This is a genomic window from Pseudoalteromonas sp. SK18, assembly GCF_001974855.1.
In the GTDB taxonomy this organism is placed as follows: Bacteria; Pseudomonadota; Gammaproteobacteria; order Enterobacterales; family Alteromonadaceae; genus Pseudoalteromonas.
This window is the reverse complement of the sequence record NZ_MTQB01000002.1, coordinates 15,708-32,958: the sequence shown is the minus strand read 5'-3', so window position 1 is coordinate 32,958 and position 17,251 is coordinate 15,708. Positions and strand designations below refer to the sequence as shown.

16 protein-coding genes and 3 tRNA genes are annotated in these 17,251 nt (G+C 38.8%); 8 read left to right on the top strand and 11 right to left on the bottom strand.

Annotated features, from left to right (window positions below; all coding sequences use genetic code 11):
• Positions 1–31: 31 nt before the first annotated feature.
• Positions 32–1,090 (bottom strand): outer membrane protein assembly factor BamC, encoded by a 1,059-nt coding sequence (gene bamC, locus BW139_RS02015; RefSeq protein ID WP_076918492.1) that lies wholly within the window; start codon positions 1,088–1,090, stop codon positions 32–34.
• A 354-nt stretch (positions 1,091–1,444) separates the two neighbouring features.
• Between bamC and BW139_RS02005 the strand changes: the two genes are divergently transcribed.
• Both BW139_RS02005 and bcp read left to right on the top strand, forming a co-directional pair.
• A complete protein-coding gene (locus tag BW139_RS02005) occupies positions 1,445–1,978 on the top strand; it encodes a glycine cleavage system protein R (protein ID WP_008464556.1) in 534 nt (177 codons plus the stop codon).
• Between the two features lie 10 nt (positions 1,979–1,988).
• Positions 1,989–2,468: a thioredoxin-dependent thiol peroxidase gene (bcp, locus tag BW139_RS02000; protein WP_024601114.1), complete on the top strand. Its 480-nt coding sequence runs from the start codon at positions 1,989–1,991 to the stop codon at positions 2,466–2,468.
• A gap of 62 nt (positions 2,469–2,530) precedes the next feature.
• Here the strand turns inward: bcp and BW139_RS01995 are convergent, their stop codons facing one another.
• Together BW139_RS01995 and BW139_RS01990 are read right to left on the bottom strand one after the other, a co-directional pair.
• On the bottom strand, positions 2,531–4,135 hold the full coding sequence (locus tag BW139_RS01995) for a M56 family metallopeptidase (RefSeq protein ID WP_076918491.1): 1,605 nt from the start codon (positions 4,133–4,135) through the stop codon (positions 2,531–2,533).
• An 11-nt stretch (positions 4,136–4,146) separates the two neighbouring features.
• Positions 4,147–4,527, bottom strand: coding sequence for a BlaI/MecI/CopY family transcriptional regulator (locus BW139_RS01990; RefSeq protein ID WP_076918490.1), 381 nt, complete (start codon positions 4,525–4,527; stop codon positions 4,147–4,149).
• Between the two features lie 249 nt (positions 4,528–4,776).
• On the opposite strand from BW139_RS01990, the gene BW139_RS01985 reads away from it, so the two are divergent.
• Positions 4,777–5,223 (top strand): hypothetical protein, encoded by a 447-nt coding sequence (locus BW139_RS01985; protein ID WP_076918489.1) that lies wholly within the window; start codon positions 4,777–4,779, stop codon positions 5,221–5,223.
• A 124-nt stretch (positions 5,224–5,347) separates the two neighbouring features.
• Here the strand turns inward: BW139_RS01985 and BW139_RS01980 are convergent, their stop codons facing one another.
• Positions 5,348–6,826 carry an ABC transporter substrate-binding protein gene (locus BW139_RS01980; protein WP_076918488.1) on the bottom strand — a complete coding sequence of 493 codons (1,479 nt, stop codon included), beginning with the start codon at positions 6,824–6,826 and terminating at the stop codon, positions 5,348–5,350.
• A 610-nt stretch (positions 6,827–7,436) separates the two neighbouring features.
• Complete coding sequence (gene queE / locus BW139_RS01970) at positions 7,437–8,102, bottom strand: 7-carboxy-7-deazaguanine synthase QueE (protein WP_069439668.1); 666 nt, start codon at positions 8,100–8,102, stop codon at positions 7,437–7,439.
• Positions 8,103–8,247: 145 nt separating this feature from the next.
• Here queE and queC point away from each other — a divergent pair, with 145 nt between their 5' ends.
• Positions 8,248–8,904: a 7-cyano-7-deazaguanine synthase QueC gene (gene queC / locus BW139_RS01965; protein ID WP_008110177.1), complete on the top strand. Its 657-nt coding sequence runs from the start codon at positions 8,248–8,250 to the stop codon at positions 8,902–8,904.
• Between the two features lie 60 nt (positions 8,905–8,964).
• On the opposite strand, the gene BW139_RS01960 is transcribed toward queC, so the two are convergent.
• A complete protein-coding gene (locus tag BW139_RS01960) occupies positions 8,965–9,414 on the bottom strand; it encodes an isoprenylcysteine carboxylmethyltransferase family protein (protein ID WP_010388452.1) in 450 nt (149 codons plus the stop codon).
• Positions 9,415–9,587: 173 nt separating this feature from the next.
• Here BW139_RS01960 and BW139_RS01955 point away from each other — a divergent pair, with 173 nt between their 5' ends.
• Entirely contained in the window at positions 9,588–9,830 is a 243-nt protein-coding gene (locus tag BW139_RS01955; protein ID WP_010388451.1) for a hypothetical protein, read from the top strand.
• An 8-nt stretch (positions 9,831–9,838) separates the two neighbouring features.
• Here BW139_RS01955 and BW139_RS01950 read toward each other — a convergent pair whose 3' ends face one another.
• From BW139_RS01950 to BW139_RS01930, 5 genes are all read right to left on the bottom strand, one after another.
• Complete coding sequence (locus tag BW139_RS01950) at positions 9,839–10,852, bottom strand: hypothetical protein (protein WP_076918486.1); 1,014 nt, start codon at positions 10,850–10,852, stop codon at positions 9,839–9,841.
• Between the two features lie 95 nt (positions 10,853–10,947).
• Positions 10,948–11,613, bottom strand: a complete 666-nt coding sequence (locus BW139_RS01945) for a tRNA (adenine(22)-N(1))-methyltransferase TrmK (protein WP_076918485.1) — start codon at positions 11,611–11,613, stop codon at positions 10,948–10,950.
• 8 nt (positions 11,614–11,621) lie between these two features.
• A complete protein-coding gene (locus BW139_RS01940) occupies positions 11,622–12,551 on the bottom strand; it encodes a class I SAM-dependent methyltransferase (protein ID WP_076918484.1) in 930 nt (309 codons plus the stop codon).
• A complete protein-coding gene (gene uvrB, locus BW139_RS01935) occupies positions 12,552–14,546 on the bottom strand; it encodes an excinuclease ABC subunit UvrB (protein ID WP_076918483.1) in 1,995 nt (664 codons plus the stop codon). It lies immediately after the preceding gene.
• Positions 14,543–15,922, bottom strand: a complete 1,380-nt coding sequence (locus BW139_RS01930; RefSeq protein WP_076918482.1) for an MATE family efflux transporter — start codon at positions 15,920–15,922, stop codon at positions 14,543–14,545. Before BW139_RS01930 ends, uvrB begins: the two co-directional genes overlap by 4 nt.
• Positions 15,923–16,961: 1,039 nt before the next feature.
• On the opposite strand from BW139_RS01930, the gene BW139_RS01925 reads away from it, so the two are divergent.
• The 3 genes from BW139_RS01925 (at position 16,962) to BW139_RS01915 (ending at position 17,234) form a co-directional block, all read left to right on the top strand.
• Positions 16,962–17,038 (top strand) — tRNA-Asn (locus BW139_RS01925).
• A 21-nt stretch (positions 17,039–17,059) separates the two neighbouring features.
• A tRNA-Asn gene (locus BW139_RS01920) sits at positions 17,060–17,136 on the top strand.
• A 21-nt stretch (positions 17,137–17,157) separates the two neighbouring features.
• A tRNA-Asn gene (locus BW139_RS01915) sits at positions 17,158–17,234 on the top strand.
• Positions 17,235–17,251: the final 17 nt, after the last annotated feature.

Sequence of the window (17,251 nt, the reverse complement as noted above, 5' to 3'; positions counted from 1 at the left end):
GTGCTCTTTTTGTGGGAAGTATTTATATTTATTAAATTTTAATACCGCGCTTGATTAACGCCGCTTCTAATGCTTGTTGTAAACCATTCATGGTACCTGGTTCAAGCGTTTCGCCTTTGTCATCCATCCACGTTAGACTGGTGCCACCTTGTTTGGTTTTGCTAACCAAAATTTGGTATTGACCTTCATCAATTGGAAGCTCTGTTGGTTCATCACCCCAAATTGAATCCCATACACTACTTTCTACTTTCGCGTAATCTGCTGTAATTAAACCTGTCTCTTGGTTTATTTCAACGATAGTGAAAGATAAACGCTCTAAGAATCCAGAAAAGCGATCGAATACCGTATCGTAAGCCTGCTCAGTAACAAGTGCTGCATTGCCTTTGTTATCAAACCCAAGTTCTAGTGAAATTATTCCTTGGCGCTTACGCATATCAACTTCAAGTTGACGGTAGCGGTAATCAAACTCACTCACAACTTGGTTAAGTGCGCGCACTTCTAGCTGCTGTTTTAATAAATCAGTCAGAGGCTTATCACCTTTGAAATCAATAAGCTCAGCGGTTAAAGACGCCGTACGTTGATGCTCTTTTTCTTCAATAGTAAGTTTAAAGCGTTCTAAGTCAACACTTTCATCATCGCCCCATAACCAGCTTTCTTCTGGCTTAACAATGGCGTACCAATCTGTTTCCAGTGTCCCTTGCATTTTGTTTTGTTGTGTCGCGCTGATGTTGTTATCAGCAAGCACTGCTTGAATCGAGTCCCAAATGAATACATCTAAATCGTCAATGCCGTCATTTTTATCAAAATAAATACGTGCTTGTTTATCTGTTTCCTCAACCCAACTGCCTTTAGCAATGGTTAACACTTGCGCCGGCGGACGATAGTTTGTTGCCTCCGGATTATTATCATATTGACCCACATCCATCTTATAAACAGGATCTTGAGCGGGTTGTGATAACGAAGCAGGTGTTTTAACCGGCTCATGTGCGCGGTAATTACGCTCATTATGGGCATCACTTGTAAATACACTACACCCTGACAAACTTACCAATACACTTACTGCTAGTGCTTTTGGGATCCAATACTGCACAGATAATTCTCCTTAGCATACCCTTAATTGTTTTAACAAATATATGAGTGGGTAATACCGATTTGGTTCAGTGTAAAATCAATATTAACTTTACATTTATAATTTGCTTATCTAACTGCATTAAGCCAACAAGATGACCAACAGACTAGGCTACAAATAGACACATTTTTGCTATGGTACTTTCACAAGCTTGTAAAAACAAGAAACACTGCACTATTAACCGCCTAAAATTAACCGTCGCTGTAGTTTAACGCGGGTTTTGTGTTAAACTTTGCCGCCGTGCAACGCTACGTGTTTATTTTTTGTTGCCAAGTCGGTTGTTATCATCCAAGTAACTTAGGTACTTTAAAACCCATGACTGCATTTTCAAATCATCAAATTGTTTTAACCGCAATTGGCGAAGATAGATCGGGCATCGTTAGTGAGCTTACGCAACTCGTCAGTGATTGCCACTGTAATATAATAGATAGTCGCATTGCTATTTTAGGCAACGAACTTACTTTTATTATGCTACTGAGCGGTGATATGTCGGCCATTAGCCGTATTGAGCATACACTCCCTACCAAAGGTATGGAGCTTGGCCTGCTTACTATGATGAAACGCACTTCAAGCCATAATCAAAGCGAGTTTTGTGCAGGCTACACCCTAGAATACACTGGCATAGACACCCCTGGCACCTTGAGTAAAGTAACACGCTTTTTTGCCGATAATAATATTAATATTTGCTCATTAAAATCAGATACCTACGAAGAAGAAACTGAACTTAAAATGCGCTGTGAACTTGAATTTAATATTCCCGTTGACGTTGACATTGACCAATTTAAAATTAGTTTTGAAAACCTTTCGCACGTTTTAAACGTAGATTACATCTTTCGACGTATTCGCTAAGGAGTTTAGCATGAACAAAATTACCCCATTACAAAGTGGCGACACAGCACCGGCTTTTAGCTTACAAAACCAAAATGACGAGACCGTCGTGCTCAGTGAGTTATTAAAAGAAAAACAAGTACTGGTATACTTTTACCCTAAAGCATCAACGCCTGGCTGTACCGTACAAGCCGAAAACCTGCGTGATCAACAAGCCGAGCTTGCTAAATTTAATACCCATGTAGTTGGCATAAGCCCAGACCCAATTAAGCGTCTTAAAAACTTTGAAACGAAAAAAGAGCTTAACTTTGACCTACTCTCAGATGAAGATCATGCCATTGCTGAGGCATTTGGGGTGTGGGGCTATAAAAAATTTATGGGCAAAGAGTACGACGGTATCCACCGCCTCACTTTCTTAGTAGGCCAAGACGGTAAAATTAAACACTTGTTTGATAAGTTTAAAACCAAAGATCACCACCAAGTAGTGTTGGATTATCTAGCCGCTGAATAAAGGCTAAACAAGATAAAAATAAAAGCGTTGCTCAAGGGCAACGCTTTTTTATATTTGCTTATTTATAATATAGCTAATAACGGTGATTGTGGAATACCTACTCGAGGAAGTAGAGCCGGTGTTACCGCAAAGGCTGCTGGTAAACGTCCTTTCAATTCAGCCATTTTTATTTGATTATTTTGCTGATCGTAAATGTAGTATTTTAAAACATCACCATAAGCACTTCCCTTTAAACTATCTAGTTGCAGTGTATTTAATGCATTGTCGTAATCTGCTGCATAAATATAAGCTAATGCTAAGTTTCCAGCAGAACCTTCGTATAAGTTACCGTCAAGCTCTCTAGACAACCCCTCTAATTCAGCTATAGCCAGTTCATAACGACCTAGTTGTATGTAGGCATTAGCAAGCGAGTTTTTCGTAAAATATGGCGGGTTGCTTCCTGCTGGATACCATGTTTCGTAAGCACTTAAGATATCTTCATATTGTTCAAGTTTAGAATAAACATGAACCAGTAAAGTATAACTTTCTAATTTAATTTTTCCCTCTTCAAAACCTGATAGCACATCTCTATTTGCATACCATTTTTGAATATTTTTTGCCGTTTGTATTAGTTGTGTGGGTTGCTCACTTTTTGCATCACCAGCTACCTCTAAAAGTTGCGCTAACTGTTGGTTATACTGATTACTAGCTGCGGGCTGTTTTTGCGCACTATGTTGTTCATCCTTTGGATTTTCATCAACAATTTGTGCTGCTGCCAACGCGCTAAAAGACAGTGCAGCCAAAGCCATGACTATATGTTTACTTTTCATTGTTTTTTCCTTGTTTAACATTTTAATCCTCTGAACGTTAAAACTCTTTGAGTGTTCAATATTCAAAAGAGGGGGAGTGAAAAAGCTATATTTAGATTTTTTTTCATGCTCAGAGAGTAACAAACTGGCTAAATCTAACTGATACTTACCTTTGAGTTTACGCATACATTTTTCGTCACAACTAAGCTCTAACTGCTCTTTTGCCAAACGCGCTAGTTTTGAGCATATTGGGTTCCACCAAAAAACACTTTCTATAAAGCAAATTAGCCACGTCCAATAAATATCACCTTGTTGTAAGTGCGTTAATTCGTGCTCAATAACAGAGTTTAATTCTTTTCGATTTTCCATCTCAGGAGTAAGCCAAATAACAGGATTGACTATCCCTGTTGCAAAAGCAGGCCCGCCAATTGAGGTGAATCTAATTGGATAGATACCGTTTGAACGTTTTGAGGTTTTGTATAGACTTGAATTAACTTGTAACTTTTTCACTAATTTTACGTACAGCATGATACGTAATATAAACAAGCCGATTCCGCTAAGCAGCAATACAGTCAAAATATGCTTTAATGATGGTAACCAACTCACCGAAGTAATAATGCTACTTTCTGATGTTGTGGCCTGCGCACTGGAAGGGACTATTAACGTATTTAAAAAACTAAACTCAGCAACATTAACAGTATATTGCGATGTACTTTCAAATAATGGCAATTGAGAAAGGTATTGCCAAGGAACAAACCACGCTATTAAAGCCAGCATTATTACGTAAAAATTTAATCGTGAAGGGGCGCTTTTCATCCCTAAAGATGCAAGCAAACAAAACACGCTAATAATTGTGCAAGTTACAAAATAATCCATCATAGCCTTCTCCTTTAATCTTGCTTTTTATTTTTCAATAACGATTGTAGGTACTCAATATCTTCGTCATTCAGCTTTTCTTCTTTAATAAAATGAGCAATTAAGCTGCGTGAGTTACCTTTAAAAAAACGCTGCATAAAGCTAGGCATTACCTGTGCTGAAAATGCGTTTTGAGTGATCACTGATTTAAATACAATCGCTCTACCCTCTTGTCCGCAGCGAGCTATCGCTTGTTTTTGCTCTAATCTATCAACAATTGTTTTCACTGTGGTGTAAGCTACTTGCTTATCTTTTTGTGTATCAGCAAGTAGTGCTTTATGTAACTGGCTAGCCGTACAAGGTTCGTGCTGCCAAAGCAACTGCATAATATCTAATTCAAATTCACTAAGTTTCATTTTAACCTCTATTACTACAACTGTAGTTTTCAACTGTTACAAATGTAGTAATAAGCGTTCAGTGTGTCAATATAAATTTTAAAATAAGAAAATAAATTTAGAGGTGGGTAAATACATAAGCGTTACAAGGCATCATTATCAAAGTGAACATATATAATGAGATGTCATTTTTTGTATTTCTTGCTTTAGCCCTTTAGCCTCGTGGCCGATAGCTAAATTAGTAACGTATAACATTATGGATAATACGCAATGATACAGCTAAATAAACAATCAGCCTTTGACGTTAAAATTACAGCCGATAAAGCTAATATGGCGCAACAAACAAAAGAGCCTACAAAAAATCAGGACAACGCTGATTATCAGTTATCAGACAAAGAGCGCAATAAACTCTCCTCAAAAGGTGCTGATCAAAACGTTGAAAAAGCCACAAATTCAGAGATGCCAGAGTATATTGCAAAAATGATAGAGCAACTTAAAGAGCTCAAACAGCGACTTGAAGAACAAAAAGAGCAACTCACTCAATTACAAGCTCAATCGGACCAAGAAGACGAGGTGCTAAAGGCACAAATTGAAGCACAAGCTAATATCGTTTCAACAATACAGTCGCAAATAGTTACGCTGGTGCAAACAATTAGCCAAGCAATGAAAGACGCTGGTGTTACTGATGCTGGCGCACTTGTCAGCGCCATGGTTTAATTTTTACATCAAGTATTTAGCTTTATATAACCGATTTTATTAAAGCACTTTTTTCCAAGCACTTATTGTTTTATAAGAATTAAGTATACGCTAACTGGTAAAAAGACACGTTATGCGAACGCTTTCAATATGCATCTAACAATGCTTGCTTATAGATATTATTAAACTGTGCCAAAGGTAAATCAGCTGCATATTGATATATAAGCGATTTGTATTCATCACTTTGAATTAACGTTGAAACCGAGTGATTAAAATCAAGCATGAAGCGAATATTGTCTTCACTTCGTTGACACATTAAATGCCCAACAGTAAACGGTGTTTTTAATTTCAAGTCAAAGGAGTGAATGTCAGCATGTGTGATCTCATGCCAATACGTCGCAATATCACTTGGGTATTCAATAGAAGCGTCAAACTCTTTTAACCTAGCTAATTGCTCTAACCTAGAAAAAGTATTAATGGCTGCGCCTTTAATTTTAGATTCGTCAACATCGTCAATACGCGACATAATATCCTCAGGAAATACTCTAAGCTTTGACAAACCCAATGTTAAGCCACTGCGTGCTATAAGCTCGTTTAACATGTTTGTATTATTAAATTGACTCAAGTCTTTAGGAGAATATAACCGAGGCGCAAGATACAAAGAAAATGGCTTCGATATTAAATAACGCTGTGCTCGTTCTGGAGTGTTAATTTTATTGGCATAGCAATGATTGCTACCATACTGTACCTCGTTATCAGTATCTGGCGCTTTTACAAACTCAATTCTATAGTCACTCATTGCAGCCAAAATAAGCGTGTAAAGCTTTGCATCTAATGACTTTGCGTTGTTTGCTGAATTGAACCTAAGTAAAGATTCATCATTAGTGCTCAGTACAACTTTTATTTTATTTGCGTCAAAATTTTCAAATCGCGTATTTTTATAATCTGATTTATATAATTGCTTTAACCGTCCTGAGGATTTTAATTTTGGCATTGCTTGGTCAAATTTTTTCGCCAATGCTTTACCTTTTTTACTATTTGAAAAAGCCAAATAAATAGGCCTTGCCGGCACCACTTCCACATAACTTAATTTTGATTTGTATTCTTGTGGGATGTTGTAGTCAAAATCAACGAAAGCGTCGATGCGTTTATTTAGTAGCAAATCCATGGCTTTATCAATAGCCGATATCGGGTAATAATCGTGTTTATACTCAATATATTTATCAAAGTTATAGCCATCAAACCAGCTTAATACTTTATTGTTTAAATCAGATAACTTATTAAAGTTATGAGTAGAATTTAAAAAATAGGCATTAATTGGATAATCATAATCTAAGTACCAATGAGGATAATAGGCTAAAGGAACATCTTCTTTAGCAACACCAATTACGAAGTCATACTGTTTTTGTTCAAATAAATTGGTAATTCGTTTGTAAGTACTAAAATCAAACTCGAGCTGTTCATCTGCATAAACTTCTTTGAGTAGCTCAATATAAACGCCTGTTTCATCCGGATTGGTGTAATCAACCCAATGAGTTACGCCAACTTTTACACTCGCAAAAGCCGAGTTTATACAAACATAAGAAAAAACAATCAACAGTAGTAAGTATTTAGCCAAGCGCATTCCCCCAATCACTTAGCTTAATATATGCACCACCAGTGCACTTTGCAAACTTAGGTGTTAGTTTAGTAGTTTAATAAGATTTCTTTGTTTAAAATTAAGTGGCTAAATACCAGTCTGTTTGATACAAAAAGATAAAAAAAATAGGAGAGCTTAATTTTGAGTAAGGCAATTAAGTTTAGAGTGTATTTAGTCACTCTGATTATATGTGTTGTTGGCTTTATATTTTCACCAGCGAGTAGCCAGTTTTATACAAACCCGTTTTATATTGGCAGTTTTGTTTTTGCAATCACGCTGATTGTAATTGTTATTAATTACTTTTGCCCAAATTGTAGAAAAAACCAAGTAATACAATCAGCTGCAAACTATCGCCTGCCCACAAATAAGTGCTATCACTGCGAAGAAGAAATAAATTAAGCTTGTCGGATTGCGCTTCGCTTATCCGACCTACATGTTTGAATAAGCAGGTGTGGTGCTTGATATAAAGAGTGCTTGGAAAGAGTGAGCAATAGAGTTGTGCTGTTAGGTTTCGCTGCACTCAACCCAACTTAAGATAACTTAACGCCGAGCAGCTGATCGCTTATAGCTAACCACTTGCGGCTGCGCTTGCTCTTTAACTAATACCCAAATACTTATGTACTTGAATTGATAAGCGCCAGTTTTTGGCGATACAGGTATCAATGGCTAATTTAGTTGCCGATGCTTTTTGGCTTATTGGCTGTAGATATACCAGTTTTGGGTTTACACCGGTGGCAGTAAATAACTCTTCCAGCTCTTCTACGTGTTTTTGCATAGCAACTGGGTGTTTAATTTCATCAGCGCGTTGCATAGCACTACTGAGTACTTTATAGCCACCACGCATATTAATTTTTGGCGATACCGTAACCCACGTTTGTGCAGGAGCGAGTATTTCAAAGGTGCCGCTGGTTTCTATTTGTGTGCTAAAACCATGATCATGCAATAAATTACACACTGGGTTTAAATCGTACATGCAGGGTTCGCCACCAGTGATCACAACATGCTTAGCGGTGTAGCCACGGGATTTAAATAACTCCAGGACCTGCGCGGCACTGGCCTCAGCCCAATGATCTGAGTCGGCTTTTTTTTCTACCGTGTCATCTAGTGATACTTTATATACATTATCAACATCCCAGGTTTGTTTAGTGTCACACCACGAACATCCCACAGGACAACCTTGCAGGCGTAAAAATATAGACGGCGTACCGGTAAAGCTCGCTTCACCTTGAATGGTTTCAAACACTTCATTAATTTTGTACAAAAGAAATCTCACTTACAACCTGACGGCAAAATTGTTACTATTAAAAATCGCAAAGCACGGTGCAAAAATTGTCATTTATGCCTTGGCCGTGTAGTATATCGCGCCCTGATATAAACCTCTATCAAAACTAAAGAGCAAACCACGTATGACGCAAAAAGTAGTTGTTATTTATTCCGGCGGTATGGACTCATTTACTGTATTAAATAAAGCCTTGCAGCAAGGCCATGATGTTTATGCCCTCTCGTTTGATTATGGTCAGCGTCATGTTAAAGAACTTAAAGTTGCCGCCAACGTATGTGAAAAGCTAAATGTCCCGCACAAAATTGTTGATATATCAGCAATTAATCAGCTTATTGGTGGTTCGTCGTTAACAGACGATATTGATGTGCCAGAAGGCCATTACGAAGAAGAAAGCATGAAAAGCACCATTGTGCCTAACCGCAATATGATTTTACTTTCCTTAGCGGTAGGTTATGCAGTGTCTCTTAAAGCGAGCAAAGTATATTACGGCGCGCATTCAGGCGATCATGCAATTTATCCTGATTGTCGTCCTGAGTTTGTTAAGAAGATGGATGATGTATGTCGTATTGCGAATTACGATGCGGTAGAAATTTTTAGCCCGTATTTAAACAATACTAAAATCGATATTTTAACCGACGGTATTAAAATGGGCTTAGACTACAGCCAAACATGGACCTGTTATAATGGTCGTGACAAAGCGTGTGGTAAATGTGGTGCCTGCCAAGAACGTTTAGAGGCCTTTGAGCTTAACAACGTGACAGACCCGCTTGAATATGAGTAAAGTTCAACGTTAATACACTAAAAGGCTACCAAGGGTAGCCTTTTTTGTTGCGATAAAACGTTAAAGCCAGCGTTTTACTCGTGATTTATAATCGTCAAATTGCTCACCAAATAATTTGTGGAGCGCCCGTTCCTCTGGGATTATTTGAAATAAGGTAATGTAAGCAATAAACCCTGCTACACCTAAAAAAGCCCACATTGAACCCAGCCACACGCCCCAGCCTGCTAATATAAACGCAAAGCCTAAATACATCGGATTACGAGAGAATTTATAAACACCTGAGGTAACTAAACTAGACGCTTGTTCTGGTTTGTTAGGTAGTACTGTTGTTTTAGCAAACCGGAAACTCACGACCCCAGCAATACAAAATATACACCCAGTAGCGACAAGTGCTAGCGAGAGATAAGTAATAAATGCGCTAAAATCAATCACGGTATAATGTGCAATCAGTGCCATTACAGCAGCAAAAAACACCACAACCACAACCGGTGGAATTTTATTATTTAACATACCTACTCCTTGTATCGATTAAAAAATTCATAATTATTATATGGTGGCGTCACAAATAATAACAATGACTTATCGAATATTTATAAATACAAATAAAGTTACAATAAATTAGCTTTATGAGCGCTTAATTATGGTTATAATTTAAGCTTAAATAAAAGTTAAAGGAAGTAATTATGTCTGGCACAACAATGATAGTTCTCATTGTACTTATTTCTGTAGGTTCGGGAGTTATTTACGATATGTATAAAAAGCACCTTGAATTTAAACATAAAGTACAGGACAACAATCAAGACGCACACAAACAACTAGCTGAGGTAACCGCTCAAGTGAGTGAACTTAAACAACGAGTACAAACACTTGAAGCCATTGTTACCGACTCGAGCTACAACGTAAAACAAGAAATAAACAAACTTTAATGTATACGTTACAAGTAATTTGGGTATAAATGTGCGTTTTCAGGCTGCTCAATGCCATGGGCAGCTAAAAAACCACCAATTGCTTGACCACACCCTTGTGGCGCACGGCCACTGTCTATCTCAAAGTTTAACTGATTCGCCTCTTGTTTACCCATTGAGCACAAACTAACTGAACTTGGCGAACGCATAGAAACACTTAACTCGCCTATTTGCTCCGCCTGTACATGCTTACTAAAACGTGTAAAACCTTGGTATTTAAAATGCTCGCTCACATAATCATTGCTTATAGCAACCAATGCGGCAATAAAACTATGTAAAAAGCTATTTGTTGTTGTATCCGGTGCTAAAAATGACAAAGTTTTGTTATTAAACTCACTCAGCTGGCAACTATCGCAATGAAGTTTTACCGTATACACCTGCTCACCGGTGATTATAGCTTGGCAGTTAATTAGCTCTATTTGGTTATCCGCAAACACAAGGCGATCTATCAGCTCGTTCAATGAAATATTTTTAAACGATGAACTTTTAACAAGCTCGGGATTTTGTGCCATAACGGGTAAGTCATGATGATTATTAAATGGCGTACTGGTTGCGCCTTGGTGCTGCAGCTGGAAAAGCTCTCTAACCTCATGTTCACGCGCCACTTTTAACGCTAAGAATGCGGTTTGAATAAGCTCAGAAGTAGGTAAGTTTTGCTCTACTGGCCAACGGCGACCAAACAATAGTTTTTTTGCTTTATTATCAGCACGGTAATTGTCGGGGCTAAGCACTGCTACTTGCAGATAAATATCACTGTTTTTTTCTGCCGCTAACACACTAAAGTGGTTAGAAAAGCTAATGTCGTTAAGCACTTCATTAACACTCGCTAATGTGTGCTTGTAACGCAAAAAATGCTGCGGAACAATCCAATTTTTATTAGCCAGTTGTACTAAGGGCGCATACGAAATCGGTTGCTCGTAGCTGTGTTGCCATTTTTGCCCATCGCCCAATAATGACTCAATTTTTGTATTGTTATCTGACATATATAAACCAAATAAATCTGCCCAACGGCAAGATATTAACTATGAAGCACTTTACGTAGTTAATCATTAAAAGCGATCACACTTATTAGTAGTATTTAGCGTTCGAATACATGTTGATACTCCGTTATAACTTTTTGATAGTAAAGTCTATCTTTATTGAGCATTCGAGTATAATGGTCAAGCAATTGCTGCTGATATTGATGGTGTTGAGGGTTATGTTTATCCCACATATGAGCCCCCGTTTTAGTAATAGTGCCGGTGGCATTAAAACTGACTTGTAGCACTTCGTAAAAACGCTTGTTTTCAACAATAATTTGCTCGCTATCGAGCTGCAAATTACAGGCTTTTAAACCCGCACGTACTTTATAGAGGTGCATAATAGGGCAAATAATAAAACTTAGTTGTTTAAGGCTGTGCGGATTATTAGCAATAATTTGCTCAATTAGCTTTAAGCATAAATCGCCCCCCACTCCAGCAATAACGATTACTTGCTTGGCATCTGTTGGCAGTTTAATTTGCGCAACATCTTCGCAGCGCACTTGCCATGAAGGCAAAGACTTTCCTTGCTCAAATTGTTGCAGCGACTGCTCAAGCGCTTCCATTAACTGTGGAATAATATCAACAAAGTTTATTTGTTTGGCTATGCCGCGCTCAAGTAATGCCATACCTAAAAAGCCATGATCGCAGCAACAATCCCAAATAATATCGAGAGGCTGTGTAATTAATGAATTAATGGCGTTTAAACGTTTACTCAGTTTCATTTAACTCACTATGTTTTTGTTTTGTACACCAATGCTTTTAAGCTTTTATCGCTATCAATTTCAATAAAGCGATCGGTAGGTTCAAGGCGTTTAACAAATTCAATAGCACCTTGAGTATGCTCTTCAATAAGTGCTTTAAAATCGTTTTCTGTAAGCTCTGGACTATTAGCACATAGCAACAGCTGTGTGGCATCGTTTAATAGTTCAGGAAGTCTACGCAGCACTTTTTGATAGTCTTTGGTTAAAATAAAACTTCCTTTTTGAAAACTGGGCGGATCAACAATAATTAAATCAAACGGTGCGGCTTTTTTTAGCTTACCAAACGACTTTAAAATATCGTGCGGTAAAAAACTGACCCCACGATCGACATTATTGAGTTGGTGGTTTTGCTTACCCACTTTTAACACACCTTTGCTCATATCCATGTTCATCACATGATCTGCACCGCCGTGCATAGCCGCAACCGAAAAACCACAGGTATAAGAAAACAAATTAAGCACTTTGGCGTGCTTACTATTTTGCATGACAAACTCACGGCCTTTTCGCATATCAGGAAAAATACCGGTGTTTTGCTTACTCATTAAGTCAACCAAAAAGCGCACCCCGTTCTCGGCTACGCTATGGCGAACTGGCAGTTGCCCATGCACTAGGGTGTTATGGCTTTGTAGCCCCGCTCGCTGCTGATACACCAATGCAGTAATTAGCTCTGGATGATGTTGTTGTGCCCACTGCCATAACGTATCGGTAAGCGTAGTGAGTGTTGCCTCATCAATTTCACTGTATGACACCAAAAACAAACTCGGTGGATAAAAGTCTAAGTTAATATGGCTAAGCGCTTCAACACTGTGGCCGCGTCCATGAAATACGCGGCAAAGCTCGTTATCGGAAAAAGGCGTGTCTGCCAAAGCATTTATAAGTGGAGTAAAATCGGTTGTCATTTAATTAATCAACTGTTGTTGTAGTTCATGTATTTCGTCGCGCACTGAGGCGGCTTTTTCAAATTCTAAATCGCTGGCATACGCATGCATTTTGGTTTCTAACTGCTTAATTTGCGTTGCAATTTCTTTAGCACTGAGGATTTTTTTAGATTCTTTACGAATAAGCTGTAGGTTGTCTTGCGGTGAAGCATCTTGGCCTACATCCATTACATCAAGTATCTTTTTAACTAATGCACTAGGTTCAATACCATGCTTAACATTATAAGCATGCTGTATTTCTCGGCGTCGGTCAGTTTCCTCAATGGCTTTAGCCATCGATTTAGTCACTCTGTCACCGTATAAAATGGCACGACCATCAAGGTGGCGCGCCGCACGGCCTATCGTTTGAATAAGTGAGCGTGCTGAGCGTAAAAAGCCTTCTTTATCGGCATCTAAAATAGCCACTAGTGCCACTTCTGGCATGTCTAAGCCTTCACGTAGTAAGTTAATGCCTACTAACACATCAAATACACCTGCACGTAAATCACGAATAATCTCTACTCGCTCTACGGTATCAATATCAGAATGTAAATAACGTACTTTTACATTGTGCTCACTCAAGTAGTCGGTTAAATCTTCAGCCATGCGTTTAGTAAGCGTAGTTACCAGCACACGCTCTTTTAATTCAACACATTTGTAAATTTCTGAGAGTAAATCATCAACCTGATCGCCTACCGGGCGCACTTCAATAACAGGATCAAGTAAACCAGTTGGGCGAATAACCTGCTCTGCAACTTCGCCGTTGCTGCGCTCTAATTCAAAGTCACCCGGGGTGGCCGATACATAAATGGTCTGTGGTGCAATCGCCTCAAATTCTTCAAAACGCAGTGGCCTGTTATCCATAGCTGAGGGCATTCTAAAACCGTATTCAACGAGGTTTTCTTTACGGCTTCTATCGCCTTTGTACATGGCACCAATTTGCGAGACGGTTACGTGCGATTCATCAATAATCATTAATGCGTCGTCAGGTAAATAGTCCAGTAATGTTGGCGGTGGGTCGCCAGGTGTACGCCCCGATAAATAACGGCTGTAGTTTTCAATACCAGAGCAATAACCAAGCTCGGTCATCATTTCTATATCGTATTGGGTACGCTGAGCTATGCGTTGCTCTTCTACTAACTTGTTTGCGCTGAGCAATTGTGCTCTGCGCTCTTTGAGTTCGGCTTTAATTTTTTCTATGGCTTCGAGAATTTTTTCTCGTGGCGTTACATAGTGAGTTTTAGGATAAATAGTGGCACGCACTATGTGTTTTTCTACCGCACCGGTTAAGGGGTCAAAAATACTTAGGCGTTCAACTTCGTCATCAAACATTTCTACACGCACTGCATAGGTGTCTGATTCAGCGGGGAATATATCAATCACTTCACCACGTACGCGGTATGTACCACGACTAAAGTCAATATCATTTCGCGTATATTGTAGCTCTGCAAGACGGCGCAGCATATCTCGTTGGTTGACCTTTTCACCTACTTTTAAGAGCAGCATCATTTTCATGTATGAATCAGGATCGCCCAAACCATAAATTGCCGATACTGAGGCAACAATAATGGTATCGCGTCGCTCTAAAAGCGCTTTAGTGGCACTGAGTCGCATTTGCTCTATGTGCTCATTAATAGATGCGTCTTTTTCGATAAAGGTGTCGCTGGCTACCACATAGGCTTCTGGTTGGTAGTAATCGTAGTAAGATACAAAGTATTCAACCGCATTGTGTGGAAAAAACTCTTTCATCTCGCCGTACAATTGCGCCGCTAGGGTTTTATTGTGTGCCATAATAATAGTAGGTCGGTTTAAATCACTAATAATGTTAGCCATAGTGAACGTTTTACCGGTTCCCGTTGCGCCTAATAAGGTTTGCTGAGCAAGTCCGGCTTCTAAGCCTTCACACAATTGAGCAATAGCGGTTGGTTGATCCCCTGCGGGTTTAAATTTTGATACTAGCTGAAAATGATCGCTCAATGACTACACTCCTGAAATGCTTGACTGCTTAACGCTTCAATTTCTTTCATAAACCACTTGTAGGCTACAAGGGCTGTGAATAAATTACCAATGGCCGCGCCAATAAACAAGCCGATTAAGCCTGCGAGTTCGTTTCCGATATACGCAAAGGGAATATAAAAAACAAACAATCGAATGACGCTCAAAACTAAGGCGTTCATGGGTTTGTGTAAAGCGTTAAACGAGGAGTTTGATAAAATGATCACTCCTTGTAAGCCATAACTTAAAGGAATGGTATAAATAAACAGTTTGATGACATCAACAACCGCTTGCTCTTTACCAAATATTTCACTGATAACGCCTGAAAAAATAATTAATACAATATAAATAATGAACTGCCACAACATTACAAACTTGAGCGTACCTAGGTAGGCATCTTTTACACGAGAAAAGTTACTCGCTCCAAAGTTTTGGCTGATAAATGGTGGCAATGTCATCGACAAAGCTAATACCACTAAACTCGCTATTGATTCTATTCGACTCCCTACTCCAAAAGCAGCCACGGCTTCGGGGCCATGATGAGCAACTAATGCGGTCATAATGGCCATAGCAACTGGGGTGAGCATGTTAGCACCCGCTGCAGGTAAACCAATTTTTAAGATTTTACGGATTGCGCCAATAACGGTTTGCTTGCCCGCTTTTAAACTAAGCAACCGCTTTTTAATTATTAATATGTATAAAATAATTGCCACCGCAACTGCCCAGGCTATAACACTGGCAATGGCAGCCCCTTTAATACCTAATGCGGGAATGGGACCAAAGCCAAAAATAAGCATCGGATCGAGTACGGCATTAATAAGCCCAGCTCCGCCCATAATAATGCTTGGTGTTTTAGTATCACCACTGGCACGCAGTACTGAGTTTCCAATCATGGGGGTAATTAAAAACACACTACCCAAAAACCAAATACTAATATACTGATGAATTAGCGGGAGCACCTGCTCCCCAGCCCCAAGCAAGGTAAATATGGGATCAATCAATAAATAGCCACAGGCAGATAAAACCAATACTAATACTATCGCCACCAACAACGAGACACTGGCATCAAAACGCGCTTCTTCAATATTGTTGCTCCCTAAGGCCCTTGCAATAACTGCTGAGGTCCCTATACCTAAACCAATCGCTAAACTAATGACGGTAAAAGTAACAGGAAATGTAAAACTCACCGCGGCAAGCGGCTCAGTGCCAAGCAAACTAATAAAAAAAGTATCAACAATATTGAACATCATCAGGGTGATCATTCCAAAGATCATCGGAACGGTCATTTTTTTTAATGTAGGCAAGATTGGGGCGGTGAGTAAATCAGGGCGAGTATGTGATTGAGAATGTGCGCGCATAAAATAAATAAGCCTCTTTTACTGAACGGCATATTTTAAAGCATCTGGGCTGTTCAAGCCATGCTTTATTAAATCTAAACAATCAAACTAACCTTTAATCTAAAAACTGTTGTTTTTATGCTGTTGTAAACAAATCTCACACAAACACAGCAAAAACCAAATTAAATACATTTTTATAACTTTTGCAACATTTGCTTTTTATGTTTTGTTGCTTTATTACACAGTAAGCGATGATGTTTTATCGTCACGAAAAATTTTATTTATCGTTTAGATGGCTATTCAAGCTGAATCATAAGTCTTTGTTTTTTAATATTTAAAAAAAAAGCTTTTTAATACTTGAAATCGTTGAAGCGCCCTACACCGCTGGGGGCGACGATGTTCTTAAAGTTTCATAAACAGAGTTATCCACAGAAACCGTGGATAACTCATTCAACCCCACGTTTATAAAGGGCTACAACGCGGTGTAAATTTAACAGTCCGGTTGATTTTTTTCGTTAGCAATATGGAAACAGCGTTAAATGGTTTTGTAACGACTTAAAACATCGTTATATGTTTATTTAGTGCTAAACCGCATTCATGCTGCATAAATAGTCAACCCATTGATTGCCTTGTTTTTATACAAACTCTCGAAAGTTCAGCAACCATTCTGCTTTGAACAACATATAAAACATCATTACGGTTCTCATCTAGATTTAGTTCAACAAACTTTAACGAAGGTAAAATAAAAGTGAGGTAATTATTTTAAATACGTTTTTTAAGACTTTATAAAAATACAGGAAATAGAACACTTTTTTATCACTAAAAGCTGCTTTATTAAATTTTACTGTAAGTTTTATTGGTTAAAGTTACTCACTTGATTCAAATATTGCGCTGTTTTTATAAAACAATATCACTGCCTTTTACTCAAATAGAGTCACAAAACGCGCAGATTGCACATAAAAACAACGAATAGACCTCTTTTTTGAATTTATGATCTTTTATATGTTGACACTTTGCTATGCGGTCATTAATATTTCGCCCCGTTGAAAGGCAAGACGCTTCCCCCTTAGCTCAGTTGGTTAGAGCGACGGACTGTTAATCCGCAGGTCCCCCGTTCGAGTCGGGGAGGGGGAGCCAAGTTTTTCAGCCATAAACGATTCCCCCTTAGCTCAGTTGGTTAGAGCGACGGACTGTTAATCCGCAGGTCCCCCGTTCGAGTCGGGGAGGGGGAGCCAAGTTTATGTTTATGATGTAGTTCCCCCTTAGCTCAGTTGGTTAGAGCGACGGACTGTTAATCCGCAGGTCCCCCGTTCGAGTCGGGGAGGGGGAGCCAAGTCATATAAGTACATT

What these genes read in the sequence shown, in the direction of transcription:
- BW139_RS01980 (WP_076918488.1), bottom strand. Translation starts at nt 6,826, where the DNA reads ATGCGCTTGGCTAAATACTTACTACTGTTGATTGTTTTTTCTTATGTT.
- BW139_RS01945 (WP_076918485.1), bottom strand. Translation starts at nt 11,613, where the DNA reads ATGAAACTGAGTAAACGTTTAAACGCCATTAATTCATTAATTACACAG.
- BW139_RS01960 (WP_010388452.1), bottom strand. Translation starts at nt 9,414, where the DNA reads ATGTTAAATAATAAAATTCCACCGGTTGTGGTTGTGGTGTTTTTTGCT.
- BW139_RS01950 (WP_076918486.1), bottom strand. Translation starts at nt 10,852, where the DNA reads ATGTCAGATAACAATACAAAAATTGAGTCATTATTGGGCGATGGGCAA.
- BW139_RS01930 (WP_076918482.1), bottom strand. Translation starts at nt 15,922, where the DNA reads ATGCGCGCACATTCTCAATCACATACTCGCCCTGATTTACTCACCGCC.
- BW139_RS01955 (WP_010388451.1), top strand. Translation starts at nt 9,588, where the DNA reads ATGTCTGGCACAACAATGATAGTTCTCATTGTACTTATTTCTGTAGGT.
- queC (WP_008110177.1), top strand. Translation starts at nt 8,248, where the DNA reads ATGACGCAAAAAGTAGTTGTTATTTATTCCGGCGGTATGGACTCATTT.
- BW139_RS02005 (WP_008464556.1), top strand. Translation starts at nt 1,445, where the DNA reads ATGACTGCATTTTCAAATCATCAAATTGTTTTAACCGCAATTGGCGAA.
- BW139_RS01990 (WP_076918490.1), bottom strand. Translation starts at nt 4,527, where the DNA reads ATGAAACTTAGTGAATTTGAATTAGATATTATGCAGTTGCTTTGGCAG.
- bcp (WP_024601114.1), top strand. Translation starts at nt 1,989, where the DNA reads ATGAACAAAATTACCCCATTACAAAGTGGCGACACAGCACCGGCTTTT.
- BW139_RS01995 (WP_076918491.1), bottom strand. Translation starts at nt 4,135, where the DNA reads ATGATGGATTATTTTGTAACTTGCACAATTATTAGCGTGTTTTGTTTG.
- BW139_RS01985 (WP_076918489.1), top strand. Translation starts at nt 4,777, where the DNA reads ATGATACAGCTAAATAAACAATCAGCCTTTGACGTTAAAATTACAGCC.
- BW139_RS01940 (WP_076918484.1), bottom strand. Translation starts at nt 12,551, where the DNA reads ATGACAACCGATTTTACTCCACTTATAAATGCTTTGGCAGACACGCCT.